The sequence below is a fragment of the Stenotrophomonas sp. Nf1 genome (assembly GCF_003028475.1).
In the GTDB taxonomy this organism is placed as follows: domain Bacteria; phylum Pseudomonadota; class Gammaproteobacteria; order Xanthomonadales; family Xanthomonadaceae; genus Stenotrophomonas.
The window spans coordinates 286,896-313,209 of record NZ_PYTV01000001.1; the positions used below are offsets into that span (position 1 = coordinate 286,896).

25 protein-coding genes and 12 tRNA genes are annotated in these 26,314 nt (G+C 65.4%); 30 read left to right on the forward strand and 7 right to left on the reverse strand.

Annotated features, from left to right (window positions below; all coding sequences use genetic code 11):
* Window positions 1–25 precede the first annotated feature (25 nt).
* The 7 genes from grxC to C9412_RS01405 all read left to right on the forward strand — a co-directional run bounded on the left by grxC (window position 26) and on the right by C9412_RS01405 (window position 5,204).
* Window positions 26–316 (forward strand): glutaredoxin 3, encoded by a 291-nt coding sequence (gene grxC, locus C9412_RS01375; protein ID WP_049400919.1) that lies wholly within the window; start codon window positions 26–28, stop codon window positions 314–316.
* Window positions 313–705: a carboxymuconolactone decarboxylase family protein gene (locus C9412_RS01380; RefSeq protein WP_005408260.1), complete on the forward strand. Its 393-nt coding sequence runs from the start codon at window positions 313–315 to the stop codon at window positions 703–705. The genes grxC and C9412_RS01380 overlap by 4 nt, the downstream gene beginning before the upstream one ends.
* Before the next feature lie 294 nt (window positions 706–999).
* Window positions 1,000–2,004 carry an isocitrate dehydrogenase gene (locus C9412_RS01385; RefSeq protein ID WP_107229995.1) on the forward strand — a complete coding sequence of 335 codons (1,005 nt, stop codon included), beginning with the start codon at window positions 1,000–1,002 and terminating at the stop codon, window positions 2,002–2,004.
* Window positions 2,005–2,135: 131 nt separating this feature from the next.
* The gene (locus tag C9412_RS01390; RefSeq protein ID WP_107229996.1) at window positions 2,136–2,546 is read left to right on the forward strand and encodes a hypothetical protein; all 411 of its coding nucleotides are present in this window, start codon (window positions 2,136–2,138) and stop codon (window positions 2,544–2,546) included.
* A gap of 174 nt (window positions 2,547–2,720) precedes the next feature.
* Window positions 2,721–3,464, forward strand: coding sequence for an isochorismatase family cysteine hydrolase (locus C9412_RS01395; protein WP_107229997.1), 744 nt, complete (start codon window positions 2,721–2,723; stop codon window positions 3,462–3,464).
* A 53-nt stretch (window positions 3,465–3,517) separates the two neighbouring features.
* Complete coding sequence (locus C9412_RS01400) at window positions 3,518–4,426, forward strand: LysR family transcriptional regulator (protein WP_107229998.1); 909 nt, start codon at window positions 3,518–3,520, stop codon at window positions 4,424–4,426.
* Window positions 4,427–4,451: 25 nt separating this feature from the next.
* Window positions 4,452–5,204, forward strand: coding sequence for a sulfite exporter TauE/SafE family protein (locus C9412_RS01405; protein WP_107229999.1), 753 nt, complete (start codon window positions 4,452–4,454; stop codon window positions 5,202–5,204).
* 168 nt (window positions 5,205–5,372) lie between these two features.
* Here C9412_RS01405 and C9412_RS01410 read toward each other — a convergent pair whose 3' ends face one another.
* Window positions 5,373–6,131 (reverse strand): Bax inhibitor-1/YccA family protein, encoded by a 759-nt coding sequence (locus C9412_RS01410; protein ID WP_107230000.1) that lies wholly within the window; start codon window positions 6,129–6,131, stop codon window positions 5,373–5,375.
* A 180-nt stretch (window positions 6,132–6,311) separates the two neighbouring features.
* On the opposite strand from C9412_RS01410, the gene C9412_RS01415 reads away from it, so the two are divergent.
* Together C9412_RS01415 and C9412_RS01420 are read left to right on the forward strand one after the other, a co-directional pair.
* Window positions 6,312–6,388 (forward strand) — tRNA-Pro (locus C9412_RS01415).
* Between the two features lie 39 nt (window positions 6,389–6,427).
* Window positions 6,428–6,504, forward strand: a tRNA-Arg gene (locus C9412_RS01420).
* Window positions 6,505–6,667: 163 nt separating this feature from the next.
* On the opposite strand, the gene C9412_RS20655 is transcribed toward C9412_RS01420, so the two are convergent.
* Entirely contained in the window at window positions 6,668–7,141 is a 474-nt protein-coding gene (locus C9412_RS20655) for a hypothetical protein (RefSeq protein WP_258189923.1), read from the reverse strand.
* A gap of 22 nt (window positions 7,142–7,163) precedes the next feature.
* Window positions 7,164–8,204 carry a hypothetical protein gene (locus tag C9412_RS01430; RefSeq protein WP_258189924.1) on the reverse strand — a complete coding sequence of 347 codons (1,041 nt, stop codon included), beginning with the start codon at window positions 8,202–8,204 and terminating at the stop codon, window positions 7,164–7,166.
* 532 nt (window positions 8,205–8,736) lie between these two features.
* On the opposite strand from C9412_RS01430, the gene C9412_RS01435 reads away from it, so the two are divergent.
* The 16 genes from C9412_RS01435 (at window position 8,737) to C9412_RS01510 (ending at window position 19,485) form a co-directional block, all read left to right on the forward strand.
* Window positions 8,737–8,813 (forward strand) — tRNA-His (locus tag C9412_RS01435).
* A gap of 79 nt (window positions 8,814–8,892) precedes the next feature.
* Window positions 8,893–8,968 (forward strand) — tRNA-Lys (locus C9412_RS01440).
* A 196-nt stretch (window positions 8,969–9,164) separates the two neighbouring features.
* A tRNA-Lys gene (locus C9412_RS01445) sits at window positions 9,165–9,240 on the forward strand.
* A 269-nt stretch (window positions 9,241–9,509) separates the two neighbouring features.
* On the forward strand, window positions 9,510–9,806 hold the full coding sequence (locus C9412_RS01450; RefSeq protein WP_107230003.1) for a hypothetical protein: 297 nt from the start codon (window positions 9,510–9,512) through the stop codon (window positions 9,804–9,806).
* 110 nt (window positions 9,807–9,916) lie between these two features.
* A tRNA-Leu gene (locus C9412_RS01455) sits at window positions 9,917–10,001 on the forward strand.
* Window positions 10,002–10,189: 188 nt separating this feature from the next.
* The gene (gene tig, locus C9412_RS01460; protein ID WP_107230004.1) at window positions 10,190–11,485 is read left to right on the forward strand and encodes a trigger factor; all 1,296 of its coding nucleotides are present in this window, start codon (window positions 10,190–10,192) and stop codon (window positions 11,483–11,485) included.
* A gap of 76 nt (window positions 11,486–11,561) precedes the next feature.
* On the forward strand, window positions 11,562–12,188 hold the full coding sequence (gene clpP / locus C9412_RS01465) for an ATP-dependent Clp endopeptidase proteolytic subunit ClpP (protein WP_004146318.1): 627 nt from the start codon (window positions 11,562–11,564) through the stop codon (window positions 12,186–12,188).
* Window positions 12,189–12,314: 126 nt separating this feature from the next.
* On the forward strand, window positions 12,315–13,604 hold the full coding sequence (gene clpX / locus C9412_RS01470) for an ATP-dependent Clp protease ATP-binding subunit ClpX (protein WP_004154600.1): 1,290 nt from the start codon (window positions 12,315–12,317) through the stop codon (window positions 13,602–13,604).
* A 142-nt stretch (window positions 13,605–13,746) separates the two neighbouring features.
* Window positions 13,747–16,197: an endopeptidase La gene (lon, locus tag C9412_RS01475; RefSeq protein WP_107230005.1), complete on the forward strand. Its 2,451-nt coding sequence runs from the start codon at window positions 13,747–13,749 to the stop codon at window positions 16,195–16,197.
* Between the two features lie 217 nt (window positions 16,198–16,414).
* Window positions 16,415–16,687, forward strand: a complete 273-nt coding sequence (locus C9412_RS01480; protein ID WP_004146343.1) for an HU family DNA-binding protein — start codon at window positions 16,415–16,417, stop codon at window positions 16,685–16,687.
* Window positions 16,688–16,698: 11 nt separating this feature from the next.
* Window positions 16,699–16,773 (forward strand) — tRNA-Val (locus tag C9412_RS01485).
* A 26-nt stretch (window positions 16,774–16,799) separates the two neighbouring features.
* A tRNA-Asp gene (locus C9412_RS01490) sits at window positions 16,800–16,876 on the forward strand.
* Window positions 16,877–16,959: 83 nt separating this feature from the next.
* Window positions 16,960–17,036: transfer RNA gene (locus C9412_RS01495), tRNA-Asp, on the forward strand.
* A gap of 86 nt (window positions 17,037–17,122) precedes the next feature.
* Window positions 17,123–17,199: transfer RNA gene (locus tag C9412_RS01500), tRNA-Asp, on the forward strand.
* A gap of 106 nt (window positions 17,200–17,305) precedes the next feature.
* Window positions 17,306–17,382: transfer RNA gene (locus C9412_RS01505), tRNA-Asp, on the forward strand.
* Between the two features lie 147 nt (window positions 17,383–17,529).
* On the forward strand, window positions 17,530–19,485 hold the full coding sequence (locus C9412_RS01510; RefSeq protein WP_107230006.1) for a peptidyl-prolyl cis-trans isomerase: 1,956 nt from the start codon (window positions 17,530–17,532) through the stop codon (window positions 19,483–19,485).
* Window positions 19,486–19,736: 251 nt separating this feature from the next.
* On the opposite strand, the gene C9412_RS01515 is transcribed toward C9412_RS01510, so the two are convergent.
* Window positions 19,737–20,936, reverse strand: coding sequence for a lytic transglycosylase domain-containing protein (locus C9412_RS01515; protein ID WP_107230007.1), 1,200 nt, complete (start codon window positions 20,934–20,936; stop codon window positions 19,737–19,739).
* Entirely contained in the window at window positions 20,933–21,697 is a 765-nt protein-coding gene (gene gloB / locus C9412_RS01520) for a hydroxyacylglutathione hydrolase (RefSeq protein ID WP_107230008.1), read from the reverse strand. Before gloB ends, C9412_RS01515 begins: the two co-directional genes overlap by 4 nt.
* Before the next feature lie 11 nt (window positions 21,698–21,708).
* Here gloB and C9412_RS01525 point away from each other — a divergent pair, with 11 nt between their 5' ends.
* Genes C9412_RS01525 through dnaQ form a run of 3 tightly spaced genes read left to right on the forward strand, consistent with a single transcriptional unit; the run spans window position 21,709 to window position 23,555 of the window.
* Complete coding sequence (locus C9412_RS01525) at window positions 21,709–22,353, forward strand: methyltransferase domain-containing protein (RefSeq protein ID WP_107230009.1); 645 nt, start codon at window positions 21,709–21,711, stop codon at window positions 22,351–22,353.
* Between the two features lie 13 nt (window positions 22,354–22,366).
* Window positions 22,367–22,819: a ribonuclease HI gene (rnhA, locus tag C9412_RS01530; protein WP_014036151.1), complete on the forward strand. Its 453-nt coding sequence runs from the start codon at window positions 22,367–22,369 to the stop codon at window positions 22,817–22,819.
* A gap of 4 nt (window positions 22,820–22,823) precedes the next feature.
* Window positions 22,824–23,555, forward strand: a complete 732-nt coding sequence (gene dnaQ / locus C9412_RS01535) for a DNA polymerase III subunit epsilon (protein ID WP_107230010.1) — start codon at window positions 22,824–22,826, stop codon at window positions 23,553–23,555.
* Window positions 23,556–23,646: 91 nt separating this feature from the next.
* Here the strand turns inward: dnaQ and C9412_RS01540 are convergent, their stop codons facing one another.
* Window positions 23,647–24,351 (reverse strand): protein phosphatase 2C domain-containing protein, encoded by a 705-nt coding sequence (locus C9412_RS01540; protein ID WP_107230011.1) that lies wholly within the window; start codon window positions 24,349–24,351, stop codon window positions 23,647–23,649.
* Between the two features lie 166 nt (window positions 24,352–24,517).
* Here C9412_RS01540 and C9412_RS01545 point away from each other — a divergent pair.
* Window positions 24,518–24,608, forward strand: a tRNA-Ser gene (locus C9412_RS01545).
* A gap of 197 nt (window positions 24,609–24,805) precedes the next feature.
* Window positions 24,806–25,210: a DUF6165 family protein gene (locus tag C9412_RS01550; RefSeq protein ID WP_107230012.1), complete on the forward strand. Its 405-nt coding sequence runs from the start codon at window positions 24,806–24,808 to the stop codon at window positions 25,208–25,210.
* Window positions 25,211–25,256: 46 nt separating this feature from the next.
* On the opposite strand, the gene C9412_RS01555 is transcribed toward C9412_RS01550, so the two are convergent.
* Window positions 25,257–26,303 (reverse strand): glycosyltransferase family 9 protein, encoded by a 1,047-nt coding sequence (locus C9412_RS01555; protein WP_107230013.1) that lies wholly within the window; start codon window positions 26,301–26,303, stop codon window positions 25,257–25,259.
* Window positions 26,304–26,314 lie beyond the last annotated feature (11 nt).

Sequence of the window (26,314 nt, forward strand, 5' to 3'; positions counted from 1 at the left end):
CCGTCGATCCATCGTGGAGTTTCCCGTGACAGCCCAGACCGCCGGCGGTGCCCCCGCCATCACCATCTATTCCACCGCCGTCTGCCCCTACTGCGTGGCCGCCAAGAACTTCCTCAAGAGCAAGGGCCAGCAGTGGACCGAGGTCCGCATCGACCTGGACCCGGTCGAGCGCGAGAAGATGATGGCGCTGACCCGCCGCACCAGCGTGCCGCAGATCTTCGTCGGCGACGTCCATGTCGGCGGCTACGACGACATGATGGCCCTGCACCGTGAAGGCAAGCTCGAGCCGCTGCTGGCCGGGCAGGGCCAGGCATGAGCGCGGCCGACGACGGCAGCAAGGACCGCATCGCCGAGTTCACCGACTTCCGCAAGCGCATGAACGAGCGCATCCTGGGCGAACCGAACCAGGTGGTGCGCCGCTTCTTCGCGCTGGACACGCAGACCTACCAGGCCGGCGCGCTGGACGTGAAGACCAAGGAACTGTTGGGCCTGGTGGCCTCGATGGTGCTGCGCTGCGATGACTGCATCAGCTACCACGTGGCCCAGTGCAAGGACGCCGGGGTGACCCGTGAGGAGTTTTTCGAGACCTTCTCGGTCGGCCTGGTGGTGGGCGGCTCGATCGTGATCCCGCACCTGCGCCGCGCGGTCGACTTCCTCGACCAGCTCGAAGGCGGCGCCGCCGCCCCGGCAGCGCACGAGCACTGACCCTGACGAACGCCGGGAACCGGGACCTTGCGCCCTTCCCGGTACGGCCGGCCGCTGGCCGGCACTACCCCGTGATCTTCCAGCCCAGGAGCCCCTTCTTGTTGAAGGGGCGCGCCGACAGGCGGGGGTAGAGGAGGAATGCGCGGGCAATTCTGCCTGGGCCAGGGACTGGGACCATGGTCTATTTGGGACCTCGGCCCCGGCTCAGGCATAATTGCTGGTGAAACTTCCTTTGCGCCGGCGTTTCCGGGCACGTCCGGACGGCGTTTTTCCCCCTGTTCGGAACATCGATCAATGACGCAGAAAATTACGGTCATCCGCGGCGACGGCATTGGCCCGGAAATCATGGACGCCACCCTGTTCGTGCTCGACCAGCTCAACGCTGGCCTGGAGTATGAAGACGCCGACGCCGGCCTGGTGGCCCTGGAAAAGCACGGCGACCTGATGCCGGCGGTGACCCTGGAATCGATCGCGCGCAACAAGGTGGCGCTGAAGAGCCCGCTGACCACCCCGGTCGGTGGTGGCTTCACCTCGATCAACGTCAGCCTGCGCCGTCACTTCGACCTGTACGCCAACGTGCGTCCGGCCCACACCTTCCCGAACACCAAGTCGCGCTTCGACAACGTCGACCTGATCACCGTTCGTGAGAACACCGAAGGTGCCTACCTGGCCGAAGGCCAGGAAGTGTCGGCCGACGGCGAGACCGCCTTCTCCGGCACCCGCATCACCCGCAAGGGCTCCGAGCGCATCGTGCGCTACGCCTTCGAGCTGGCCCGCAGCGTCGGCCGCAAGAAGGTCACCGCGGTGCACAAGGCCAACATCATCAAGTCGACCTCGGGCCTGTTCCTGAACGTCGCCCGTGAAGTGGCCGCGCAGTACCCGGACATCGAGTTCCAGGAAATGATCGTCGACAACTGCTGCATGCAGCTGGTGATGCGTCCGGAACAGTTCGACGTGATCGTCACCACCAACCTGTTCGGCGACATCATCTCCGACCTGTGCGCCGGTCTGGTCGGCGGCCTGGGCCTGGCCCCGGGTGCCAACATCGGCAAGGACGCGGCGATCTTCGAAGCCGTGCACGGCACCGCGCCGGACATCGCCGGCCAGGGCAAGGCCAATCCGTGCGCGCTGCTGCTGGCAGCCGCACAGATGCTGGACCACGTCGGTCAGCCGGAAAACGCCGAGCGCCTGCGCAAGGCCATCGTCGCCACCATGGAAGCCAAGGACTCGCTGACCGGCGACCTCGGCGGCACCGGCACCACCATGAGCTTCGCCAAGGCCATCGCCAGCCGCCTGTAAGCGGCCGGCGTTCCGGCTGGAGATCGTCTCGGTGATGTCCAGTCCGGTCCTGCATGCGTTGAAGACGGGCCGTCGTTGTACGGCCCGTCTGCGTTTTCAACTGCGGCTTTTCACCGACAGGACTTTTTCAGATGCCTGAGGCGGCCGTGTGGGTCGTGGCGGCCGTTGCCGTCTATGCTACCGGCGTGGCCATCTACGCCTTCTTCTACTGGCCGTGGTCCCGCGCCCAGCGCGCGCTGCGCCGCCTGCGCACGCATGGGGCGCCCCTCCGCAGCCTGCGGGAGAGCGAGGCGCGCATCCTGCGGTTGGTCGAATTTCCGGCAGGATTGCCTGTGTATATGCTCGAAGGCAACTGTGCGGCGTTCGTGATCAGGAGCAGGATCTCTCCGGCCCAACATGTGCAGACGCTGGCCGGCGTCCCAGTGAAGTATCCGACGAGACTTGAACGTGCCGTGCGTGCGGGCAGCAATATCGCCGAAGTGGTGCTGGGTCGTGACCACGCGATGATCGTGCGACTCAACGGGGTCAAGCTGGCCCCGTAGCCTCGGGCCATGCTCGGCCGCGCTTTCACGGCCCTGGACGAAAAGCAGAAGCAGTCGAGCATGGCTCGACTCTACAGTGCGTTTTTCGCACAGATCATGTGCTGTTGCATGGCTGGTTCGTGCGCCAACCGCTCCGCATCCTGTGCCCCACTCCCATCGCACAGGAATCCGTCCATGAACCTCACCGCCTTTGGCCTGGCCAGTCTGATCGGCATGGCCGCCGCTGCCCCGATTGCCTCCGCCGAGCCGTCCCACCCCACCATCCGCCACATGGCCGGCGCGCCGTCGGTGGCCGCGCTGGATGCAGCCAAGACCGCCGTCTTGGTGATCGACTTCCAGAACGAGTATTTCGATGCCAGCGCCGCACCGGGCTTTGCCGGTGGCCGCATGGTCATCCCCGATGGCGTGGCCGCGCTGCGCCAGGCCAAGCGGGTGGTCGAATTTGCCGACGCCAACGGCATCCGCGTGATCCACGTGCAGCACGTGCTGCCAGCCGGTGCGCCGCTGTTCGCGCAGGGCAGCGTCAATGCCGCCTTCCATCGCGACCTGCAGCCGCGCAAGGGCGAGACCGTGGTGCAGAAGGACAACGTCAGCGTGTTCGCTGGCAGCTCGGCCGCGGTGCTCGACACGGTGCTGAAGGACGCCGGCATCGACACGCTGATCGTCACCGGTCTGCAGACCCACGCCTGCGTGGCCGGTGCCGCGCGCGATGCGGCCGCCGCGCCGCGCGGCTATCGGGTGATCGTGGCCTCCGATGCCAGTGCCAGCCGTGACCTGGACCTGGCCAATGGCGGTCGCATCGATCATCGCGTGCTGCACGACGCCTCACTGGCGCAGATTGAAGACACCTTCGGTGATGTCATGCGTACCGATGCGATCCTGGCGCTGCCGGTACGCAAGGCCGGCAACGGCGCTTGATAAGCTGGCGGGGTCCGCACGTCGCGGGCCCCGCCCTGTGGAGCCGACCACCGATGGACCACTTTGCCGCTCTGCGCGCGCTGCGCGCCATCGTTGATGCCGGCAGTTTCACCGCCGCCGCCGAGCGCCTGGGCACCACGCACTCGGCGATGTCGCGGCAGCTGCGGCAGCTGGAAGAGCACCTGCAGGTTCGCCTGCTCGATCGCAACAGCCGACGGTTGTCATTGACCGAAGCCGGACGCGACTACTACCGGGAGGCCGGCGCCCTGCTGGACCGCCTGCAGGAAGCCGATGACCGCGCGCGCGCCGGGCAGGCGCAGCCCAGCGGCACCGTGCGGATCAGCGTGCCGCAGGTGGTGGCCAGCCAGGAGTTGCCGCAATGGCTGCCATCATTCCTGCAGCGCTACCCGCAGGTGGCGCTGGACCTGTCGGCCGATGACCAGCTGGTCGATGTGGTCGGTGGTGGCTTCGACCTGGCCCTGCGCATCGCCGCCACGTTGCCGGACAGCCAGCTGGTCGCGCGCGAACTGGCCAGCTGCCCGCGCATCCTGGTGGCTGCGCCGGCCTATCTGGCACGTCATGGTCTGCCGCGGCAGGCTGCGGATCTCGAACAACACACGCTGCTGGGATTCAGTCCCACCCCGTCAATGCTGCCCTGGCAGCTGCAGGGGCCGCGCGGTGCCAGCGTGAGCATCGAGGCCGGCCAGCGCCTGCGCGTGGATGCCACGCCCGCGCTGTATGCCGCCGCGCTGGCCGGAATGGGCATCAGCCTGTTCACTGCACTGACCGTACAGGAGGACCTGCGCGCGGGCCGCTTGATCCGCGTGTTGCCGGCCTGGCATGCCGGGCAGCGCCGCTACTTCGCGCTGTATCCGCATGCGCGTGCACTGGCGCCGAAAGTGCGCGCGCTGGTCGAGCACCTTGCGGCGCACTACGCTGCACAGGTGGGCGCGGCAGGGTAGCCGCGCGGTTGCAACCGAGGTGGTGATGGAGTCGGTGTATCTGCTGGTCGCGCTTGGCGCGATCGTCGCTGGATTCGTGCAGGGCTTGTCCGGCTTCGCCTTCGGCATGGTGGCGATGTCGTTCTGGGCATGGGGACTGGAGCCGCGCCTGGCCGCCACACTGTCGGTGTTCGGCGCGCTGGTCGGGCAGTTGGTTGCAGTGTTCACCGTGCGCCGCGGCTTCAACCTGCGCCTGCTGCTGCCCTTCGTGCTGGGCGGGCTGGCCGGCATTCCGCTGGGCGTGATGGTGCTGCCGCAGCTGGACATGGTCTGGTTCAAGGCGCTGCTGGGCGGCTTCCTGGCACTGTGGTGCCCGGTGATGCTGATGGCGCGGTCGTTGCCGCCGGTCACCGTCGGCGGCCGCGTGGGCGATGCGATCGCCGGCATGGCCGGGGGGGTGCTCAGCGGCATTGGCGGTTTCGCCGGACCGGTGCCGACGCTGTGGAGCACGCTGCGGGGCTTCGGCAAGGACGAGCAGCGCGCGGTCATCCAGAATTTCAATCTGGCGATGCTGGCGGTGACCCTGGCCACCTATGTCGGAAGTGGCCTGGTGACGCGGCAGATGCTGCCGTACTTCGCCATCGTGGCACCGGCGATGCCGGTGCCGACGCTGTTGGGCGCGCGGGTCTACATCGGCATCAGCGAAGCGCGCTTCCGGCAGGTCGTGCTGAGCCTGCTGACCGCCTCCGGCATCGCGCTGCTGGCGTCGTCACTGCCGGTGCTGCTGGCCGGGCGGTAGCTGGGGAAGGTCATGGGATCCTGCTCCGTAGCGTCGAGCTTGCTCGACGGGATCGGCATCCGTCGAGCAAGCTCGACGCTACCGTCTGAAGCAGTCGAGCAAGCTCGACGCTACGAAAAAGCCGCGACCCTTGCGGATCGCGGCTTGTCGTTTACGGCACGCCGGGACTCAGCGCTGCTGGATCTTCGACAGCAGTCGCAGGAACTCCACATACAGCCAGACCAGGGTCACCATCAGGCCGAATGCGCCATACCATTCCATGTACTTCGGCGCGCGCTGGGCCACGCCGGTCTCGATGAAGTCGAAATCCAGCACCAGGTTGAGTGCGGCCACCACCACCACGAACAGGCTGAAGGCGATGCCCAGCCAGCTGGCGTCGTGGATCACCGGCACGTTGATGTTGAAGAAGCCGAGTACGAACGAGGCCAGGTAGAGCAGGGCAATGCCGCCGGTGGCGGCGACCACGCCCATCTTGAAGTTCTCGGTGGCCTTGATCACGCCGCTGCGGTAGGCGATCAGCAATGCGGCCAGCGTGCCGAAGGTCAGCAGCACGGCCTGGAACACGATGCCCGGGTACTTCATGTTGAACAGGGCCGAGACCGCGCCCAGGAACAGGCCTTCGACCAGTGCGTACATCGGTGCGGTGACCGGCGACCATTCCTTCTTGAAGATGGTGATCAGCGCCAGCACCAGGCCACCGATCGCGCCGCCCATGGCGTACAGGCCGGCACCGCCGGTCATCTGGCCGTACGCGTCGACCGACTGGTTCCAGGCGAAGGCGGCGGTCAGCACGGTCAACAGCAGCAGGATGCCGGTCTTGTTGGCGGTGCCGTTGAGGGTCATCACCTGGTCGGGGCGGGTCACCACCGAACCGTTGGCGAGGTCGAGGAAAGTCGACTCGGAAAGAGCCGGGTTGCCGCTGCGCATGCGCGTTCTCCGTGCGAATGAGGGTCTGGACGGCCATCCGGCCGATCACCGCGAGCATAGCCGATGACCGCGCACGGCGCTGTTGTCGGCGCCCACGTCGCGCTGCCCGCGTTGACAGTTCGCAATGCGCTTGGCGACAATGACCAGCTCCCCGGGCCCGGCCCGAGGGGATTGCAAGACCGGGGTATAGCGCAGTCTGGTAGCGCGCCTGCTTTGGGAGCAGGATGTCGGGGGTTCGAATCCCTCTACCCCGACCAATCCCACATCACGTCGGATTGGACACCGTTCCGGTTCGGGCGCCCGTAGCTCAACTGGATAGAGCACCGGCCTTCTAAGCCGGCGGTTACAGGTTCGATTCCTGTCGGGCGCGCCATTGGAATCAATGGCTTATAGATTATTCTGATGCTGGCGGAGCCCTCCCGGGAACACCGGGGATGCGCGGATCGCGACATTGTGGGCAACAAAAAAAGGCCAGCGCGGTGCGCTGGCCTTTTTGCGTCCTGGCAGGGCACTGCGTTGAAGCGCCCCGCGTGGAATCACAGCTGCTCGAGTTCGCCCACATCAACCCTGCCGCCACCGCAGTTGCCGTGGCAGCCGCCGCCGATCGGGCCGCTGCCGCCACCGCCGCCGCCGCCACCACCACCACCGCCACCGCCACGTGCAGGGGGCGGCAGGACGGTGGAAACAACCGTGCCACTGTCGAACACCTGGTTGTAGCGCAGGGTGTAGTCCGCGCAGACGATGCCATTGCACACCGTCAGGGTGTCGCCGGGCTTCATCCGGTTCGCGACCTGCCACACGGTCCCGCTCGAGGGGCTCTGGCGCTCACGCTCCCGGGACAGCACGCGATACGTTGCTTCATCCGGATTCGGTACGGTGACCGTGCACTCGCTGCAGTTGAGAACGCCGCGATTGGCCGCAGACGCCTCCCAGGCAGTCAGAAGTACCAGTGCGCCGAGCAGGATCGAAAGATGCTTCGTTCGAAACCCTGGAGTGTCCTTGATTCCCACAGTTTTCATGTTTTCCTTTCCCCTATTTCAGGATGCAACAGTTCTGGTAGATGTTTTCAGCAAGGGTTCGTGAGTTGGCCTTCTCCTCCTGAGTCAGGTCTTTCTCGTAGCGCATCAGATCGTCATGGGTGACCAGGCGCGGGTTGACCCTCTGCAACGCGCGCGCGTATGCCCAAGCGCGCACAGGGTCGGGTTGCGTGAAGCTGCCGGCGGCGTACGCCCTTTCCAGATCACCGAGTGCGGAAATGTTTCCCTGTGCAGCCAGTGCATCGAGATAGCTGAGCGCGGTCTCCTTCCATTGGCTGAGCCGGGCCGGATCCCGGATGGCGTCATCCAGTGAGCCGATGACCTTCTCGGGAGAGAGCGAGTAGGCGCGCATGGCTTCCTGCGAGCCCATTGCAGCAGCCTTGGAGAGCCAATCGGTGTGGTAGATGTCGCGCTCCAGCGCCAGCGATTCGCACTCCTTGAGCAGGCGCTCGGATCGTTCCAGGAACCAGCCGCCGGCACCGACGCTGGCGGCCGAATCGGCCAGCACGTCGGCGCGGTCCGAAGTGAAGGTCTGGCACTGCTCGATGGTCAGATGGATCTCGTAGGTGGCCGTGGCATCGCCGGCATCGGAGCGCAGCATCAGTTGCCTGACGTGGGCGAGTGCATCGCCCGCAGGGCGGAATTCGTGTGCGCGGGTGATCTGGTAGGCCTTGGGTCCCACCGCGGTGTACGAGCCGGGCGGGATCTTGCTGTCCTTCTCAAGCCGCTGTGCGGTCGCTGCACCGGAGCCTGGTGGCTGCGCCTGCCGGGTCGATTCCTGCGTCGGGCCGACGCGTCTGGTTGCATCCGCGTGCATGGCATCTGCAGGCGCCTGTTGCAGGTGGACGAACAGTGCAACGGCCGCCACTGTCAGCACCGCTGCCAGTGCGATCACTCCGATTTGCCGTTTTCTCATCTGGTGTTTCACCTTCGTTGCCGGACGGGACAGGGTTTCAAACGTCCGCCTCGCCTTCCATGTCCCGCTGCTAACGGTGAATGAGCGGATCTCCCCCAGCGTCATTCGCGATTCGTTCACTATTTATTCATTTGTTGTTCACGCGTCCGCATAGCCGATGATGGGCAGGGGCCGGCGCCCGGAACTGGGCGTCGGAGGTGTTGCGGTGACGGGCCGTCCGAGCGCTGCGGCGCAACGCCACAAAGTGGTGGGTGGACAGCCGTGTGTCGTGTTGTCTGGATGGACGATCCGGTTCCGCGTCCATCACCGGACTGCGCGTTTCCGATCATGCGTGGCCAATGACGGAGGCGTGCATCGCGCTGCGTCCACACCTGGCCGCAGGAGAGTGGAGAACACGCCTGACGTTGTGGGTCTCCGCAGAGCAGAAACGCGGCTGGCGCCGCTGACCGTTTGCGCCGCAGGGTGCGAAATTGTGGCCACGCATCGCTGATGCGGGTGCCTGCACATCAATGTGAAGAAACGCTTGCAATTCCTTCGCGACTCCCGGAAAATGCCGGACTCGCTTCGGGGGACGGACTTCTGGTTCCGCCCGGTTGCAAAGCATCAAGGTTCCAACGCCAGCTTCATCGGCGGGGGAGCAAACGTTTCAGTGGTGGCTGTAGCTCAGTTGGTTAGAGTACCGGATTGTGATTCCGGTGGTCGGGGGTTCGAATCCCCTCAGCCACCCCACTGTTTCAACCGCCTCGGCGCAGCCGAAACGGTATTGCAATAAACAGAATGCACGTTACAATGTGCGTCTGAGTTTCACGGGCCGTTAGCTCAGTTGGTAGAGCAGTTGACTCTTAATCAATAGGTCCAAGGTTCGAATCCTTGACGGCCCACCAAGACGGAAGCCACCTGGTATGCCAGGTGGCTTTTTTCTTTAAGTGTGACTCCTTCTTTCTGTTGGATCACACGCTGCAGATCCCCGCCTGGCTTGGATCTGCCGCAGTAGCGGGATCGCAGTACTGGTTTCAACGATGTTGAAAATAGTGCTTGCGCCCACCGAGCGGATCGGGTCATAATTCGCGCCCCGATTTCGGGCTGTTAGCTCAGTTGGTAGAGCAGTTGACTCTTAATCAATAGGTCCAAGGTTCGAATCCTTGACAGCCCACCAGACGAAAGCCACTTGGTTTGCCAAGTGGCTTTTTTCTTGCCCGCGCGCGGCCTTCATCCACGCATGGCGTGGATCTACTGAAGCTTTGCCCGCGCGAGTGGCCGACCCTCATCCACACAAGGTGTGGATCTACTGAAGCGGTGATGAAACCCGGGGCATACGCGTCATCGGTGTTTTCAATGCTGTGCGCTGCTTCTCACCGCAGTGCCTCCTGCATCGCACCCAATGGTGGTTCCGCGCCGATGGCGCATGCATGGAGGACGATCCTGATGGCCGATTTCAATCGACTGCGCCTGACGCTGCTGTTGCCGTTCGCACTGGTGGCGCTGACCGCGTGTGAGGCTGGGCGTGAGGCTGCCGGACATGATGCTGCCGCGCAGAGTGCTCCGGCTGCTTCGGCCGGGGAGGCGATGCCGATGCAGCCGACCGCGCCGATGGAAGGGGGGCCGCCGTCCGAGGCGGTGCAGGTGCGCCGGACCGATGACGGCGGTGTTGAAATCCGCAAGCTGGACGCGGCGGACGGGCAGGGTGTGGATGCGGCGCCGGCCGAACCCCGACAGCCCTGATCCATGAGCGTCCCGGGCGGCTGCCGGTCGCTCGGGACGGCAGATTCAGCTTTGTGCAGGCCTTCCGCTTCCTGCGCCCGCCTGCGACAATGAACGCCTGTGCCGGCCACGCGAAAGTGGCGGAATTGGTAGACGCCCTGGATTTAGGTTCCAGTGCCGCAAGGCGTGGGGGTTCGAGTCCCCCCTTTCGCACCAGTGCCGGCCTGTCCCCGCCCTGATCGGGCCATCGGCGCCCCCTTGACCGGCACGCGCTGGCAGTGCACGCCGAATTGGGCGAAACTAAAGGGCTGCGGCAAGCAGGCGCGTCCCAGACGTCGTGTCCTTACAACCGTTTCATCCCATCATCGAGCCGGGGGCCTGGGCCACCGGTGGCAGGAGTCAACATGCAAGCTTCGATCGAATCCACCGGCAACCTGGAACGCCGCCTGAGCTTCTCGCTGCCGGAAGACCGTCTGCAGAGCCACATCGTCGGCCGCCTGGGCGAAATCGCCCGTACCACCCGCATCAAGGGTTTCCGTCCGGGCAAGGTGCCGGCCAAGGTGATCGAGCAGCGCTTCGGCGCGCAGGTCCGTGGCGAGGCGCTGGACGGCCTGCTGCGCGAAACCTTCGACGCGGCCGTGCGTGAGCACGACCTGCGCATCGTCGGCAGCCCGCGCATCGACAAGGGCGAGGAGGGTGAGTTCTCCTTCGTGGCCACCGTGGAAGTGGTGCCGGACTTCGGCGACCTCGACGTCAGCAAGCTGACCGTGGTGCGCCACACCGCCGAGATCAGCGACGCCGACATCGACCAGATGATCGAGAACCTGCAGAACCAGCGCCGTACCTGGGCCCCGGTCAGCCGTGGCGCGCAGGACGGTGACCTGGTGGCAGTGGAGACCTGGTCGCAGGCCGGCGAAGAGCGCCTGCCGGCCGAAGGCACCGAGAAGGGTTCGATCGTGCTCGGCCAGGGCATGATGTTCGACACCATCGAGAAGGGCCTGGTCGGCCTGGCCAAGGGTGAAGAGAAGACCCTGGACGTCGACTTCCCGGCGGACTGGCGCGTGCCGGTGCTGGCCGGCAAGACCGTGCAGGTCACCGTCAAGGTGGCTGAAGTGTCCGAGCCGGTCGTGCCGGCGGTGGACGAAGCCTTCATCAAGAGCTTCGGCGTGAAGGGCGGCGACGTCGAGCAGTTCCGCAGCGACATCCGCGCCAACCTGGAGCGTGAGCTGAAGGGCGCGCTGATGAACCGCCTGCGCCGCGAAGTGGGTGAGCAGCTGATCGCCGCTTACTCCTCGGTGGAAATGCCGCCGCGCCTGGTCGACAACGAAGCCCGCGCCATGCTGGCCCAGCAGGTCGAGCAGATCCGCCGCAACGGCCAGAACGTCGGTGAGATCCCGGCCGACGCCCACGAAGGCTTCAAGGACGCGGCCGCCAAGCGCGTGCTGGTCGGCCTGGTGGTGGGTGAAGTGGCCCGCACCAACGACCTGCGCCTGGAACCCAAGCGCCTGAACGAAACGATGCGTCTGATCGCTTCGACCTACGAAGAGCCGGAACAGGTCATTGAGATGTACCGCAACGACCCCCAGCTGATGTCTGGCCTGCAGAACCGTGTGATGGAAGAGCAGGTGATCGACTGGATCGCCGAGCGTGCCCAGCACACCGAAGAGAAGCTGTCGTTCCAGGACGCGATCCGCCAGTAATCCCGGGCGGATCACCGCATCCCCCGCGTCGTTGCCGGCGCGGGGTTGTTTCCCCCCAAGACAGGTACCTCACGTAATGGACAACCGAACCAAAGCCCTGAACCTGGTTCCGATGGTGGTCGAGCAGACCAGCCGCGGCGAGCGTGCCTACGACATCTATTCGCGCCTGTTGAAGGAGCGCCTGATCTTCCTCGTGGGCCCGATCGACGATCACATGGCCAACGTGGTGGTGGCGCAGTTGCTGTTCCTGGAATCGGAAAACCCGGAAAAGGACATCAATATCTACATCAACTCGCCGGGTGGCGTGGTCACCGCCGGCATGGCGATCTACGACACCATGCAGTACATCAAGCCGAATGTGAGCACCACCTGCATCGGCCAGGCCGCCTCGATGGGCGCCCTGCTGCTGGCCGCGGGCGAAGCCGGCAAGCGCTATGCGCTGCCGAACTCGCGCGTGATGATCCACCAGCCGCTGGGCGGCTACCAGGGCCAGGCCACCGACATCGACATCCACGCGCGTGAGATCCTGACCCTGCGTTCGCGCCTGAACGAGGTGCTGGCCAAGCACACCGGCCAGTCGCTGGAGACGATCGCCCGCGATACCGAGCGCGACAACTTCAAGAGCGCCTTTGAAGCCCAGGCCTATGGTCTGGTCGACCAGGTGCTGGAGCGTCGTCCGGATGAGTCGATCCAGGCCGGTTGACCGGCCTTCACGGGGCCATGGAGGCCCCGTTCCTGCAGGGTCGGGCGGGACTGGTGTCCCCTCGGCCCTGTGCTATTCTCGAATCGAACCCCCGTTCAGCGGGTGGGGCAACTGGGTAAGCGAAGCATGAGCGAAGACCGCCAAGGTCGTTCCACGGACACCGGCAAGATCCTCTACTGCTCTTTCTGCGGCAAGAGCCAGCATGAAGTGCGCAAGCTGATTGCGGGTCCGAGCGTGTTCATCTGCGATGAATGCGTGGAGCTGTGCAACGACATCATCCGTGAGGAACTTGAGGAAAAGGCGCAGTCGGCGCGCAGTTCGCTGCCCAAGCCGCGCGAGATCCTCGAGGTCCTCGACCAGTACGTGATCGGCCAGAACCGCGCCAAGCGCACCTTGGCCGTGGCCGTGTACAACCACTACAAGCGCATCGAGAGCCGGCAGAAGAACGACGACGTCGAACTGGCGAAGTCGAACATCCTGCTGGTCGGCCCGACCGGTTCGGGCAAGACCCTGCTGGCCGAGACCCTGGCCCGCCTGCTCAACGTGCCGTTCACCATGGCCGATGCCACCACGCTGACCGAAGCCGGTTACGTGGGCGAGGACGTGGAGAACATCATCCAGAAGCTGCTGCAGAAGTGCGACTACGACGTCGAGAAGGCGCAGCAGGGCATCGTCTACATCGATGAGATCGACAAGATTTCGCGCAAGAGCGAGAACCCGTCGATCACCCGCGATGTGTCCGGCGAAGGCGTGCAGCAGGCGCTGCTGAAGCTGATCGAAGGCACCGTGGCCAGCGTGCCGCCGCAGGGCGGCCGCAAGCACCCGCAGCAGGAATTCCTGCAGGTGGACACCAAGAACATCCTGTTCATCTGCGGCGGCGCGTTCGCCGGGCTGGACAAGGTGATCCAGGCCCGTTCCACCGACGTGGGCAGCATCGGCTTCGGTGCCAAGGTCAAGAGCAGCGAGCGCAAGCAGGAAGTGGGCAAGGTGCTGGCCGAAGTCGAGCCGGAAGACCTGATCAAGTTCGGCCTGATTCCCGAGTTCGTCGGCCGCCTGCCGGTGGTGGCGACCCTGGAGGAGCTGGACGAGCCGGCGCTGATCAAGATCCTGACCGAGCCGAAGAACGCCATCACCAAGCAGTTCAAGAAGCTGTTCGAGATGGAGAACGTCGAGCTGGAGTTCCGTCCGGACGCGCTGTCGGCCATTGCCCGCAAGGCGCTCAAGCGCAAGACCGGTGCCCGTGGCCTGCGCACCATCGTCGAATCGGTCCTGCTGGACACCATGTACGACCTGCCGTCGCAGGAAAACGTCAGCAAGGTGGTGGTGGACGAGTCGGTGATCGAGCACAAGTCCGAGCCGTACCTGATCTACCAGACCCCGGCGGCCCCTGAACAGAAGGCCGCAGGCGCCGAGTGATCCCTCCAGGTTGTTGATTGGAAAGGATTTTCAAGGAATGCCTTGCATCTGAAAGCCGATGGCCCCATAACGGGGCCATCGGCTTTTTTTGTCTCCGGAAGATGCCCTCCCGGAGGCGGTTTTCCCCTTCCCTGGAGCCCCCATGGCCCGTTCCCCAAGTGAAACCCTCGACCTGCCGGTCCTGCCGCTGCGCGACGTAGTGGTGTTCCCGCACATGGTCATCCCGCTGTTCGTCGGCCGTGACAAGTCCATGCACGCGCTCGAACAGGCAATGGAATCGGACAAGCGCATCCTGCTGCTGGCGCAGAAGTCGGCCGAGACCGACGACCCGCATGCGGCCGACCTCTACCAGGTCGGTACGCTGGCGCAGGTGCTGCAGCTGCTGAAGCTGCCCGACGGCACCATCAAGGTGCTGGTCGAAGGTCTGTCGCGCGTGCAGGTCACCCACGTCGACGAGCGCAACGGCTCGCTGCACGGCCAGGCGGTGGAGATCGACGCCGTTGACGGTCGCGAGGCGCGCGAGGTCGAAGCGATCGCCCGCTCGCTGATGTCGCTGTTCGAGCAGTACGTGAAGACCAACCGCAAGCTGCCGCCGGAACTGCTGCAGACGCTGTCGGGCATCGATGAGCCGGCGCGCCTGGCCGATACCATCGCCGCTCACATCAGCGTGCGCCTGGCCGACAAGCAGCGCCTGCTGGAGACGCTGGCGGTGAGCGACCGCCTGGAGATGCTGGTCGGCCTGGTCGATGGCGAGATCGACGTGCAGCAGATGGAAAAGCGCATCCGCGGCCGCGTGAAGTCGCAGATGGAGAAGAGCCAGCGCGAGTACTACCTCAACGAACAGATGAAGGCCATCCAGAAAGAACTGGGTGACCTGGACGATGCGCCGGGCGAGCTGGAAGAACTGGCGCGCAAGATCGCCGAAGCCGGCATGCCCAAGGCCGTGGAAGCCAAGGCGCGCAATGAACTGAACAAGCTCAAGCAGATGTCGCCGATGTCGGCCGAAGCAGCCGTCGTGCGCAACTACCTGGAGTGGCTGCTGGGCGTGCCGTGGAAGAAGCGCAGCAAGGTGCGCAAGGACCTGAAGGCCGCGCAGGACACCCTGGACGCCGATCACTACGGGCTGGAGAAGGTCAAGGAACGCATCCTGGAATACCTGGCGGTGCAGTCGCGGGTGAAGCAGATGAAGGGCCCGATCCTGTGCCTGGTCGGGCCGCCGGGCGTGGGCAAGACCTCGCTGGGCCAGTCCATCGCCAAGGCCACCAACCGCAAGTTCGTGCGCATGTCGCTGGGCGGCGTGCGCGACGAGGCCGAGATCCGTGGCCACCGTCGCACCTACGTCGGTTCGATGCCGGGCCGCATCGTGCAGAACCTCAACAAGGTCGGCAGCAAGAACCCGCTGTTCGTGCTCGATGAGATCGACAAGATGTCGATGGACTTCCGTGGCGATCCGTCCTCGGCGCTGCTGGAAGTGCTCGACCCGGAGCAGAACAACGCGTTCAACGACCACTACCTGGAAGTGGATCTGGACCTGTCCGAAGTGATGTTCGTGGCCACCTCGAACTCGCTCAACATTCCGGGCCCGCTGCTGGACCGCATGGAAGTGATCCGCATCCCCGGCTACACCGAGGATGAGAAGCTCAACATCGCCACCCGCTACCTGGTTCCGAAGCAGATCAAGGCCAACGGCCTGCAGCCGGAAGAGCTGGAGATCGGCAGCGATGCCATCCAGGACATCGTGCGCTACTACACGCGCGAATCGGGTGTGCGCAACCTGGAGCGCGAGATCGCCAAGATCTGCCGCAAGGTGGTGAAGGAGATCGCGCTGGCCGGCCCGCAGCCGGCGGCGAAGGCGAAGAAGGGCGCGAAGAAGAAGGCGCTGGTGAGCGTGTCCGGCAAGAACCTGGACAAGTACCTGGGCGTGCGTCGCTTCGACTTCGGCCGTGCCGAGGAAGAGAACGAGATCGGCCTGGTCACCGGCTTGGCCTGGACCGAAGTGGGCGGCGACCTGCTGCAGATCGAATCGACGCTGGTGCCGGGCAAGGGCCAGCTGATCCTGACCGGTCAGCTGGGCAACGTGATGAAGGAATCGGCGTCGGCGGCGTTGTCGGTGGTGCGTTCGCGCGCGGTCGGCTTCGGCATCGATCCGGAGTTCCTGCAGAAGCACGACGTGCACCTGCACGTGCCCGATGGTGCCACGCCGAAGGATGGCCCGAGTGCCGGTGCGGCGATGGTCACCTCGCTGGTGTCGATGCTGACCAAGGTGCCGGTGCGTGCCGACGTGGCGATGACCGGCGAGATCACGCTGCGCGGTCGCGTCACCGCCATCGGCGGGCTGAAGGAGAAGCTGCTGGCGGCGCTGCGCGGCGGTATCCGCACGGTCATCATTCCGGAGGAGAACCGCAAGGATCTGGCGGACATCCCGGTCAACGTCACCCGCGATCTGAAGATCGTGCCGGTGAAGTACATCGAAGAGGTGCTGGATCTGGCATTGGAGCGTCCGCTGGCGCCCAAGAAGGCGCGCAAGAGTGCGCAGCGCGTCACTGTGCGCAGCAAGGCCAAACCGAGTGGAAGCGCGCGCGTCAAGCATTGACGCGCGCTGTCCAATGGCCCGAAACCCGCGTCGTTGCTGGCTTTCCAGCTTGCGTGGGGGTAGGGCCGCTGGTATAAAAGCAGCACTCGCGAATGAGTGATCGCTGTCAGCGATGACTGAATCGGCGAACCGTTTCCACATGGCGGCCGCATGCAGAACGCGTGCGGTTGCTTCCCTGTCGAATAAGCGGAACCCACCGCCAAAGGAGTTGTAGAGAATGAACAAGACCGAATTGATCGATGCCGTTGCTGAAGCTGCCGACCTGACCAAGGCCGAGTCCAGCCGCGCTGTCGATGCCGTCGTTGCTGCCGTCACCAAGGCGCTGAAGGACGGCGATGCGGTCACCCTGGTTGGCTTCGGTACCTTCCAGGTCCGCGACCGTGCTGCCCGCACCGGCCGCAACCCGAAGACCGGCGACACCATCAAGATCGCCGCTTCGAAGAATCCGTCGTTCAAGGCTGGTAAGGCCCTGAAGGATGCTGTAAACTAAGCGGCTCGCTGGGGTGCTTAGCTCAGCGGTAGAGCGTCTCCTTTACACGGAGAGGGTCGGGGGTTCGAAACCCTCAGCACCCACCACAGCACCGCGGTAAAAGTTTGAGTGTGGAGCGGTAGTTCAGCTGGTTAGAATGCTGGCCTGTCACGCCGGAGGTCGCGGGTTCGAGTCCCGTCCGCTCCGCCATTCAACGAGGCCTCCGGCCAAAAGCTGGAGGCTTTGTTTTCTCCCCGGTCCAGGCCGGCAGGAAACAAAAGCAGCAACAACGCGGAGCGGTAGTTCAGCTGGTTAGAATGCTGGCCTGTCACGCCGGAGGTCGCGGGTTCGAGTCCCGTCCGCTCCGCCACTACATCGAGGCCCCGGTTCAACGCTGGGGGCCTTGTCTTCTCCCCGAAAGGTTCGGGAGGAAGGCGAAAAGGTTTTTGCAAGAACGGAGCGGTAGTTCAGCTGGTTAGAATGCTGGCCTGTCACGCCGGAGGTCGCGGGTTCGAGTCCCGTCCGCTCCGCCATTGCAGAATTCTTAAGTCCCTGTGAAAAAACTTTGAAAAAAGTGTTCACCGGGCTGGGTTTCCAGGGAGTCTTCGGATATACTGGGCGCCTGCAAAGTTTCAGTGCGGAGCGGTAGTTCAGCTGGTTAGAATGCTGGCCTGTCACGCCGGAGGTCGCGGGTTCGAGTCCCGTCCGCTCCGCCAACTCTAAAAGCCCTCGGCGCAAGCCGGGGGCTTTTTCTTTGTGCCGTCGCGAAGCGGTGCGCAGCCCACGCCGGCGCTGCTTTTGGTCCCTGCCACGAAGCGGGTTACACTGCCGGGCTCGCCAATCAGGCCTTGTGATTCCTCACCATGCTGCAGAAACTCCGCGACAAGACCTCAGGCTGGATCGTCACCGTGATCCTGGGGCTGCTGATGATTCCGTTCCTGTTCGTGATCGACAACAGCTACCTCGGTGGCGTTGGCGCACAGAACGTGGCCAAGGTTTCCGCGCCGCCGACCTGGTGGCGTTCGGCACCGTCGTGGTGGCCGGTGCGCATGTTGTGGCAGCACCATGAGATCAGTGCGCAGGATTTCCGCACCCGCTTCGAGCAGGAGCGCATGCGTGAGCGCCAGCAGCAGGGCGAGAACTTCGACCCGCGCGCGTTCGAAAGCACCCAGAACAAGCTGGCCGTGCTCGACCAGCTGATCGACGAGCAGGTGGTGCGCCTGGTCGGCGAGCAGGCCGGCGTGGTGATCGGTGATGGCGCGGTGCGCGAGTACATCGCCACGATGCCGGCCTTCCTCGATGCGAACGGCAAGTTCAACGAGAACAACTACCGCCTGGCGCTGGCCGGCGGCAATCCGCCGCGTACGCCGACCCAGTTCCAGGAACTGGTGCGCGAGAGCCTGCAGCAGTCGGTGATCCCGGCCGGCCTGCAGAACTCCGGCTTTGTCACCCAGGCCGAAACCGAGCGCCTGCTGAAGCTGCTGGGCGAGACCCGCGACGTTGAACTGGCCGCGCTGCCGGAAGTGCCGGCCGATACCGCGCCGGTCACCGATGCACAGATCAAGCAGTGGTACGACAGCCATGGCAAGGATTTCCGCCAGGCCGAAACCGTCTCGCTGGAGTATGTCGAGATCAACGGTGGCAACCTGCCGGCGCCGACCCCGGCCGATGAAGCAACCCTGCGCAAGCGCTATGAGGAAGAGAAGGCGAAGTTCACCTCGCCGGAGCAGCGCCAGGCCTCGCATATCCTGATCACCGGTGACGGTGCCGAAGCCAAGGCCAACAAGCTCGCAGCCGAAGCCAAGGCGGCCGGTGCCGACTTTGCTGCATTGGCCAAGGCCAATTCGGAAGATCCGGGTTCGAAGGCGCAGGGCGGTGACCTGGGCTGGGTCGAGCGTGGCGCGATGGTCAAGCCGTTCGAAGACGCTCTGTTCGCGGCCAAGGCCGGCGAGGTGATCGGCCCGGTCAAGACCGATTTCGGCTATCACATCATCAAGGTGGCCGCGGTGCGTGGCGGCCAGGGCAAGTCGTTCGAGGAAGTGCGTGACACGCTGGCCGCCGAGCAGCTCAAGGCCGATGGCGAACGTGGCTTCAACGATCTGGCCGGCCGTCTGGTCGATGCCATCAACAAGAGCCCGAGCGATCTGGCGGCGGCGGCCAAGGAAGTGAACCTGCCGCTGCAGACCCTGGGTCCGATCACCCGTGCCACCGCCAGCGGCATTGCCGCCGACCCGGCCGTGCTGCGTGCTGCGTTCTCCGACGTGCTGGTGCAGGACGGTACTGCCAGCGACCCGATCGCCCTGGGTGGTGCCACCAACCACAGCGTGGTGATCCGCGTGGCCGCGCACACCCCGGAACAGGCGCTGCCGCTGGACAAGGCGCGTGAGCAGGTGATCGCCGCGATCCGTGCCGACCGCCAGCGCCAGGCCAGCGACAAGGCCGCCGATGCCATTCTGGCCAAGCTGAAGGGTGGGGCCACCCTGCAGTCACTGGCGGCCAGCGAGAAGCTGCAGCTGAGCCCGATGCCGGGCCTGCCGCGCAGCCAGCCGGTGCCGACCCCGGAAATCAACCGCGCGATCTTCAGCGCGCCGGTGCCGGCCGAAGGCAAGCCGAGCTACGGCAAGGTGGATGTCAACGGCCACGCGCTGCTGTTTGCGGTGAACAAGGTCAACCCGGGCGACATCAAGGAAGTGACCGCCGAGCAGCAGAAGCAGCTGAAGGACCAGCTGAGCCAGATCGACGGCATGGCCGCTGCGAAGGGCTACATCGAGACGATGCGCAAGAAGTTCGTGATCCAGACCACCGAAGCGAACCTGTAAGCGCTGCGTTATTGGTGAACGAGAAAGGCCCGGCATTGCCGGGCCTTTTTTGTGGGTGTGCGTAAGCGTGGAGCTTGTTCGGCCAGGTTCTGTTGCGTCGAGCTTGCTCGACTGGAGACACAGAAGCAGTCGAGCAAGCTCGACTCTACCGGGAGCGCGGTCGAGCAAGCTCGACTCTACGGGCGGTGTTTCGAGGGCAAGAAAAAAGCCGAGCGTGGGCTCGGCTCTACAGGCAGTGCCTGGCGGGCGCGTCAGTCTTCGACGCGCAGTACCGCGCCCGGCTTCAGCACGCTGCTGCCGCTCAGGCCGTTCAGCGACAGCAGAGCCTTCACCGGCATGCCGTAGCGACGTGCGATGGTCCAGGCCGACTCGCCGTCGCGGACGGTGTGGCGGCGGCTGCGCGGACGATCGGCGATTGCGGCAACGGTCTTGGCGGCCTGCGGCGTGGGCGCTGCGGCAGCCACCGGTGCGGCGCTGGCGACCAGCGCGGTCGCCGTCTCGGTCACCGTCGCATTGGCAGCCGAGACCGGCGCCAGCACGCGGGTGGTGCCCGAGGCGCGGCCACCGCCGGCCAGGGCCGGGTTGAGGCGGGTGATGCGGGCCGGGTCCAGGGCGCGCTGTGCGGCCCACTGCTGCACGCTGGTACCGGCCGGCAGGGTGTGGTCCTTCAGCACCGGTACGGTGCGGTCCAGCGAGGCCATCACGCCCGGCTGGTCTTCCACGTCTTCCAGCACGCAGGCCAGGGCATGCAGCTTCTCGACGTAGGCATAGGTGACCGGCGACAGGCCCGGCAGCGCTGACGGCTTGGCGTTCTGCGCGTTCATGCCGGCCTTGCGCAGCGATTGCAGCACGCGGTACTCACCGGCGTTGTAGGCCATCGTGGCCAGGCGCCAGTCGCCACCGAACATGCCGTGCAGGGTCTTCAGGTAACGCACCGCGGCCTGGGTCGAATCCACCGCCGACAGGCGGCCATCGTAGCCGTTGCTCATCGGTACGCGGTGGTTGCGTGCGGTGGTGGCGATGAACTGCCACAGGCCGGTGGGGCCGCTGCCGTTGCGGGCGTTGGGCCGGTAGCCGCTTTCCACGAACGGGATGAGGGCGAACTCGGTGGGCAGGCTGGCCTTGCGCAGCTCTTCGACCACATAGCCGAACAACACCAGGGCATCGTCATCCTGGTTGGCCAGGCGCGAGGGCGCATGGGCGAACTGCTTCTGCCAGCGCGGGCTGGTGGCCTCGGCGTCGCAGCTGGGCTCGGCCAGGCCGTCGCGGAAGCTGGTGAAGATCTCCTGGCCGTTGCGTACCGACGGTGCCGGCAACGCTGCCGGATCCAGCGGCAGGGCCGCAGCGGCGGTCAGGTTCTGGCTGATGCCGGCGCCCAGCGACTGCGCGCCCGCGTTCCCGGCCAACCCCAGGGCGAGCCCCAGGGCCAGCGTCAGACTTCGGCGCATCATGCGCGGAAGCCGTCTTTCCAGTGCCGGAGACCGGCCATCACGTCGACGTCGTCCACGACGTCACGGCCCAGGTGTGCCGACACCGACGCACGGATCGGTGCGCTGTGCACACGCAGGAAGGGATTGCAGTCAAATTCGTTGGCCAGGGTTACCGGCAGGGTGGAACGGTCATCGCGGCGCATGGCCAAAGCCTCCTCTTGGCGCTGCCACAGGGCAGCGTTGGCGGGGTCGACATGCCGCGCGAAGACGGCATTTGACACGGTGTACTCGTGGGCGCAACAAAGCAGCAGTTGCGCGGGCAAGGCACCCAGCTTGCGCATCGATGCCAGCAGCTGGGACGGCGTACCTTCGAACAGGCGTCCACAGCCCAGGCTGAACAACGAATCTCCGCTGAAAAGATGTTCAGCAGTGTGAAACGCGATGTGGCTGCGGGTATGCCCGGGCACGGATAGTACGTGGAACATCTGCCCCAGTGCCTGAACGCGTTCACCTTCGCCGATCCGCTCGGTCGCGCTGGCGATGCGCTCTTCCACGGGAGCCACCACCCGCACGCCGGGAAAACGGGCCTGCAACGCGGGCACGCCGCCGATGTGATCGTCGTGGTGGTGGGTGAGCAGGATCGTGTCCACGCGCAGGCCCTGATCGGCCAGTGCGAGTACCGGGGCGGCATCACCAGGGTCGACGACCACGGCCGCGCCGTCGTCGCCGATCAGTGTCCAGATGTAGTTGTCCGCAAATGCGGGCAGGGCAGTCAGTCGCATAGAATTGGACCATGCCCGCGCTGCAGAGCACCCGTCAAGCGAGCCAGACCCCGTGGTTCGACAGCGAACCGGCGGCGGCCCTGCGCATTCTGGAACGACAGTTGCTGTTGCCGCAGCTGTCGGCGCTGCCTACGCAGCCCTGGTTGTGGATCGCGCCGAGTGCGGCCTGGCTGGGCGACGCAGCACTGGGCGGGCGCGGCCTGCGCCTGTACCGGGAGGGGGGCGGCTATGCCGGCGATACGCGTTGCGCGCTGCCGTTGCCGCTGGCCAACGAGAGCGTCAATGCCATCGTGCTGCAGCATGTCACCGCCGCCGATGCGGACCGGCTGCTGGACGAGTGCGAACGCGTGCTGATGCCGGGTGGGCACCTGTGGTTGAGCAGCCTCAATCCGTTCAGCCCCTACCGCACGCGCTGGCGCCAGCATGGACTGGTGGTGCGCACGCCGCAGCGGATCCGCCTGCTGCTCGGCCGCCATGGCCTGGAGTGCGACGATATGCGTTACCTCGGCCCGCTCTGGCGCGGCGCCGGCAGCCGCCGACCCGGTGGCTGGGCGCCGCTGCGCGCCGCTTGCCTGTTCCATGCGGAAAAACGCACGCTGGCCCTGCCCGGGCCGAAACCGTTGCCGGTGCGCTGGCACGGCACCGTTGCTACCTGATCCTGGAGTTGTATTGAAAACCATTGAAATCCACACCGACGGTTCCTGCCTTGGCAATCCCGGCCCGGGCGGCTGGGCTGCGTTGCTGCGTTACAAGGGCCACGAGCGCGAACTGAGCGGCGGCGAAGCGCACACCACCAACAACCGGATGGAGTTGATGGCGGCGATCTCCGGGCTGGAGACGCTGACCGAGCCGTGCAACATCGTGCTCTACACCGATTCGCAGTATGTGCGGCAGGGCCTGACCCAGTGGATGCCCGGCTGGATCCGCAAGAACTGGAAGACCGCTGGCGGCGACCCGGTGAAGAACCGCGAGCTGTGGGAGCGCCTGCATGCGGCCACGCTGCGGCACCAGATCGACTGGCGGTGGGTGAAGGGCCACTCCGGTGACCCGGACAATGAACGGGTGGATACCCTGGCCCGCAACGCGGCGATCCAGATCCGCGATTCCAGCCCGGTAAACTGAGCCCATGCGTCAGATCATCCTCGATACCGAAACCACCGGCCTGGAATGGAAGAAGGGCAACCGCATCGTCGAAATCGGCTGCGTGGAGCTGTTCAAGCGCCGCCCGACCGGCAACAACTATCACCAGTACATCAAGCCGGACTGTGAGTTCGAACAGGGCGCGCAGGAAGTTACCGGGCTGACCCTGGAGTTCCTGGATGACAAGCCGGACTTCGCGCAGATCGCCGATGAGTTCCTGGCGTTCATCGATGGTGCCGAACTGATCATCCACAACGCGGCGTTCGACCTGGGCTTCCTCGACAACGAGCTTTCGTTGCTGGGCCCGCAGTACGGGAAGATCACCGACCGCTGCACGGTGATCGATACCCTGGTGATGGCGCGTGAGCGCTTCCCCGGCCAGCGCAATTCGCTGGATGCGCTGTGCAAGCGGCTGGGCGTGGACAACTCGCACCGTGCGCTGCATGGCGGCCTGCTCGATGCGCAGATCCTGGGCGATGTCTATATCGCGCTGACCTCGGGCCAGGAAGAGATCGGTTTCGGCCTGGGCGATGACGAGGGCGGTGGAGCCGGTGCGGCGCTGCACGCGTTCGATACCAGCAAGCTGCTGCCGCGCCCGCGCGTGGTGGCTACGCCGTCGGAACGGGAAGCGCACACCGCGCGGCTGGAGCGACTGCGCAAGAAGGCCGGCCACGCCCTATGGGATGGCCCGAAGGTGGAAGAGCCCGCCAGCGCGTAATGCCTGGGATGGGGTAGTGCCGGCCGCCGGCCGGCATCTGCGTGATACGAGGTTTCCCGATGAGCCGGCCAGCGGCCGGCACTACCGTGAGTCAGTGGCAGCGCACCAGGATCACGCTGATGTTGTCGCGGCCGCCGCCATCGAGTGCGGCCGCCACCAGGGTGTCCACGCATTCCTGCGCGCTGGCATCGTCGAAGGCCAGGGTGCGCGCGATGCCCCGGTCATCCACCTCTTCGGTGAGGCCGTCACTGCACAGCAGCAGCTGCATGCCCGGGCGCAGCTCACCGCTGGTGGTGGCCACATTCAGATGCGCCGGATCGGTCACACCCAGTGCCTGGGTGACCACGTTGCGGTGCGGATGCGCACGCGCCTGTTCGGCGGTCAGGTTGCCCTGCGCGACCAGCTCCTGCACCACGCTGTGGTCCTGGCTGAGCTGGGCCAGCTGGCCGTCGCGCCACAGGTAGGCACGGCTGTCGCCAACCCAGGCCACTTCATAACGATTGCCCTGCACGCGTGCGGCGACCACGGTGGTGCCCATCGGCAGCGTGTCATTGCGCCGGCGCGAGGTGCGGATGATCTCTTCATCGGCGGTGCGGATGGCCTGCACCAGCGGTGCACCGCGCCGCACTTCGCGGACGATGGTCTCGCGAGCCAATGCGCTGGCCACTTCGCCGCAGGCGTGACCGCCCATGCCATCGGCCACCAGCCACAGGGCCAGCTCGCTGTCACCGTAGTAGGTGTCCTCGTTGAGCTCGCGGCGCAGGCCGGGGTGGGTGAGGTGTCCGAATTCGATCATGGTGGGTCGTGGGCGGGGCATTGCGGGGGAGACAGGCATCATCGGGGGGCCGCCGGCATCCGGCAAGGCATGCGCCGAGGAAATTTTCACTTCATTGGCTGGAATGACTTGTCGCCGGCCTCACTTCCTCGTATGATGCGCGTCCCCGGTCCGCCGGGGACCACCCGGAGAGGTGGCAGAGTGGTTGAATGTACCTGACTCGAAATCAGGCAGGCGTTTATAGCGCCTCGGGGGTTCGAATCCCCCCCTCTCCGCCAGATAAAGAAAAAGGGCTGCCGAAAGGCAGCCCTTTTTCTTTATCTGACGCGGGACGCGACGCCCCTGTCGGGGCAGCCCCTCAACAGAGGGGCTTGTTGCTCCAGAGGCATCAGTAGATCCACGCCATGCGTGGATCCACCCTTCCCATCGCGGGCCGCGGGTTAAACTGCCTGCATCATCTGCTGGAGCTTTCCCCATGACCGCTGAAATTCTCGTTCCCGTTTCTTTCGGCGAGCTGCTGGACAAGATCTCGATCCTGCAGATCAAGTCCGAGCGCATCAGTGACGAGGGCAAGCTGGCCAACGTGCGCAAGGAGCTGTCGGCGCTCGACCAGACCTGGATGGCGCACCCGGCGGCGGTGAAGGACATCGCCCGGCTGCGTGCCGAGCTGAAGACGGTCAACGAGCAGCTGTGGGACATCGAGGACGATATCCGCCTGAAGGAAAAGGCGCAGGCGTTCGATCAGGGCTTCATCGATCTGGCGCGCAGCGTCTATCTGCGTAATGACGAGCGCGCACGGATCAAGAAGGCGATCAACCTGGCGCTGGGTTCGGCCTATGTGGAAGAGAAGTCCTACCAGGATTACGCGCAGCGCGGGTGAGGTGGACCCGCCGGGCGTGACCCGGCGCTACCGATGATCCATCGACTCAGGTGAGGTGGTCCGCCACGTAGCGTTCGAATGCGGCGATGCCGTCCTCGACGGTGATCAGTTCCATGACCTCGTCGAACTCGATCTTGGTGCCCCACTTCAGGTCGGCCGCCTGCTTGCCGAGGTACTTGCGCGCAGCATCGTCATAGCGGTCCACGCAGTAGCGACGGTCCGAGTAGGGGCCGCTGCGGTGCGGGTTGCTGGCCGCATGCAGGCCCAGCACCTTGGTGCCCATCGCGTTGGCGATATGCATCGGGCCCGAGTCCGGGGTCATCACCAGGTTGGCGCGGGCCAGCAGGGCGGGCAGCTGCTTGAGCGTGTCCTTGCCGACCAGATCCAGTGCCGGTGCAGGCAGCTGCGCCTGGATGGCATCGCCCATGCTGCGCTCCAGCTCGCTGCGGCCACCGCACAGCACCACCTGCCAGCCGCGTTGCGCGGCATGGTTGGCCACGGCGGCGTAGCGGTCGGCGTACCAGTTGCGGCGCACGTGGCTGGAACACGGCGAGATCATGAGCACCGGGCGGCCATCGTCCTGCCACTGCGCGGCGGCCCACTCGAAGGCGGACGGCGGTACCGCCAGATCCCAGCTGACCTCGGTCTGGCGCAGTCCCAGCGGTTCGCAGAAGCTGCCGATGGCGTCCAGTACATGGATGCCCGGGCGGTCGGGAATGCGTTCGTTGATGAAGAGCCCGTGCAGGTCCTTGGAGCGGCTGCGGTCGTAGCCGATGCGGCGCTCGGCCGGAATGAAGGCCGACAGCAGATTGGCGCGGAAGGCGACCTGCATCTGCAGCAACGCTTCAAAACGCCCCGGTGGCAGCTGCGTGCGCAGTTCCTTGACCCCGGCCATGCCGCTCTTCTTGTCGTAGGCATGGAAGGTGACGCCCGGCAGGCCATCGAGCAGCTTGTGGCCGGCCTTGTCGATGATCCAATGGATCGGCGTATCCGGGCGCGCGGCCTGCAGGGTGCGCACCAGGGGCACGACATGGGTGACATCGCCGAGTGCGGACAGGCGCAGGAGGCACAAGGATGAGGACGCTGATGCCATGTGTTGTTAGA

Coding starts and splice junctions, on each gene's coding strand:
- C9412_RS01380 (WP_005408260.1), top strand. CDS start 313: ATGAGCGCGGCCGACGACGGCAGCAAGGACCGCATCGCCGAGTTCACC.
- C9412_RS01385 (WP_107229995.1), top strand. CDS start 1,000: ATGACGCAGAAAATTACGGTCATCCGCGGCGACGGCATTGGCCCGGAA.
- C9412_RS01390 (WP_107229996.1), top strand. CDS start 2,136: ATGCCTGAGGCGGCCGTGTGGGTCGTGGCGGCCGTTGCCGTCTATGCT.
- C9412_RS01395 (WP_107229997.1), top strand. CDS start 2,721: ATGAACCTCACCGCCTTTGGCCTGGCCAGTCTGATCGGCATGGCCGCC.
- C9412_RS01400 (WP_107229998.1), top strand. CDS start 3,518: ATGGACCACTTTGCCGCTCTGCGCGCGCTGCGCGCCATCGTTGATGCC.
- C9412_RS01405 (WP_107229999.1), top strand. CDS start 4,452: ATGGAGTCGGTGTATCTGCTGGTCGCGCTTGGCGCGATCGTCGCTGGA.
- C9412_RS01410 (WP_107230000.1), bottom strand. CDS start 6,131: ATGCGCAGCGGCAACCCGGCTCTTTCCGAGTCGACTTTCCTCGACCTC.
- C9412_RS01450 (WP_107230003.1), top strand. CDS start 9,510: ATGGCCGATTTCAATCGACTGCGCCTGACGCTGCTGTTGCCGTTCGCA.
- tig (WP_107230004.1), top strand. CDS start 10,190: ATGCAAGCTTCGATCGAATCCACCGGCAACCTGGAACGCCGCCTGAGC.
- clpP (WP_004146318.1), top strand. CDS start 11,562: ATGGACAACCGAACCAAAGCCCTGAACCTGGTTCCGATGGTGGTCGAG.
- clpX (WP_004154600.1), top strand. CDS start 12,315: ATGAGCGAAGACCGCCAAGGTCGTTCCACGGACACCGGCAAGATCCTC.
- lon (WP_107230005.1), top strand. CDS start 13,747: ATGGCCCGTTCCCCAAGTGAAACCCTCGACCTGCCGGTCCTGCCGCTG.
- C9412_RS01480 (WP_004146343.1), top strand. CDS start 16,415: ATGAACAAGACCGAATTGATCGATGCCGTTGCTGAAGCTGCCGACCTG.
- C9412_RS01510 (WP_107230006.1), top strand. CDS start 17,530: ATGCTGCAGAAACTCCGCGACAAGACCTCAGGCTGGATCGTCACCGTG.
- C9412_RS01515 (WP_107230007.1), bottom strand. CDS start 20,936: ATGATGCGCCGAAGTCTGACGCTGGCCCTGGGGCTCGCCCTGGGGTTG.
- gloB (WP_107230008.1), bottom strand. CDS start 21,697: ATGCGACTGACTGCCCTGCCCGCATTTGCGGACAACTACATCTGGACA.
- C9412_RS01525 (WP_107230009.1), top strand. CDS start 21,709: ATGCCCGCGCTGCAGAGCACCCGTCAAGCGAGCCAGACCCCGTGGTTC.
- dnaQ (WP_107230010.1), top strand. CDS start 22,824: ATGCGTCAGATCATCCTCGATACCGAAACCACCGGCCTGGAATGGAAG.
- C9412_RS01540 (WP_107230011.1), bottom strand. CDS start 24,351: ATGATCGAATTCGGACACCTCACCCACCCCGGCCTGCGCCGCGAGCTC.
- C9412_RS01550 (WP_107230012.1), top strand. CDS start 24,806: ATGACCGCTGAAATTCTCGTTCCCGTTTCTTTCGGCGAGCTGCTGGAC.
- C9412_RS01555 (WP_107230013.1), bottom strand. CDS start 26,303: ATGGCATCAGCGTCCTCATCCTTGTGCCTCCTGCGCCTGTCCGCACTC.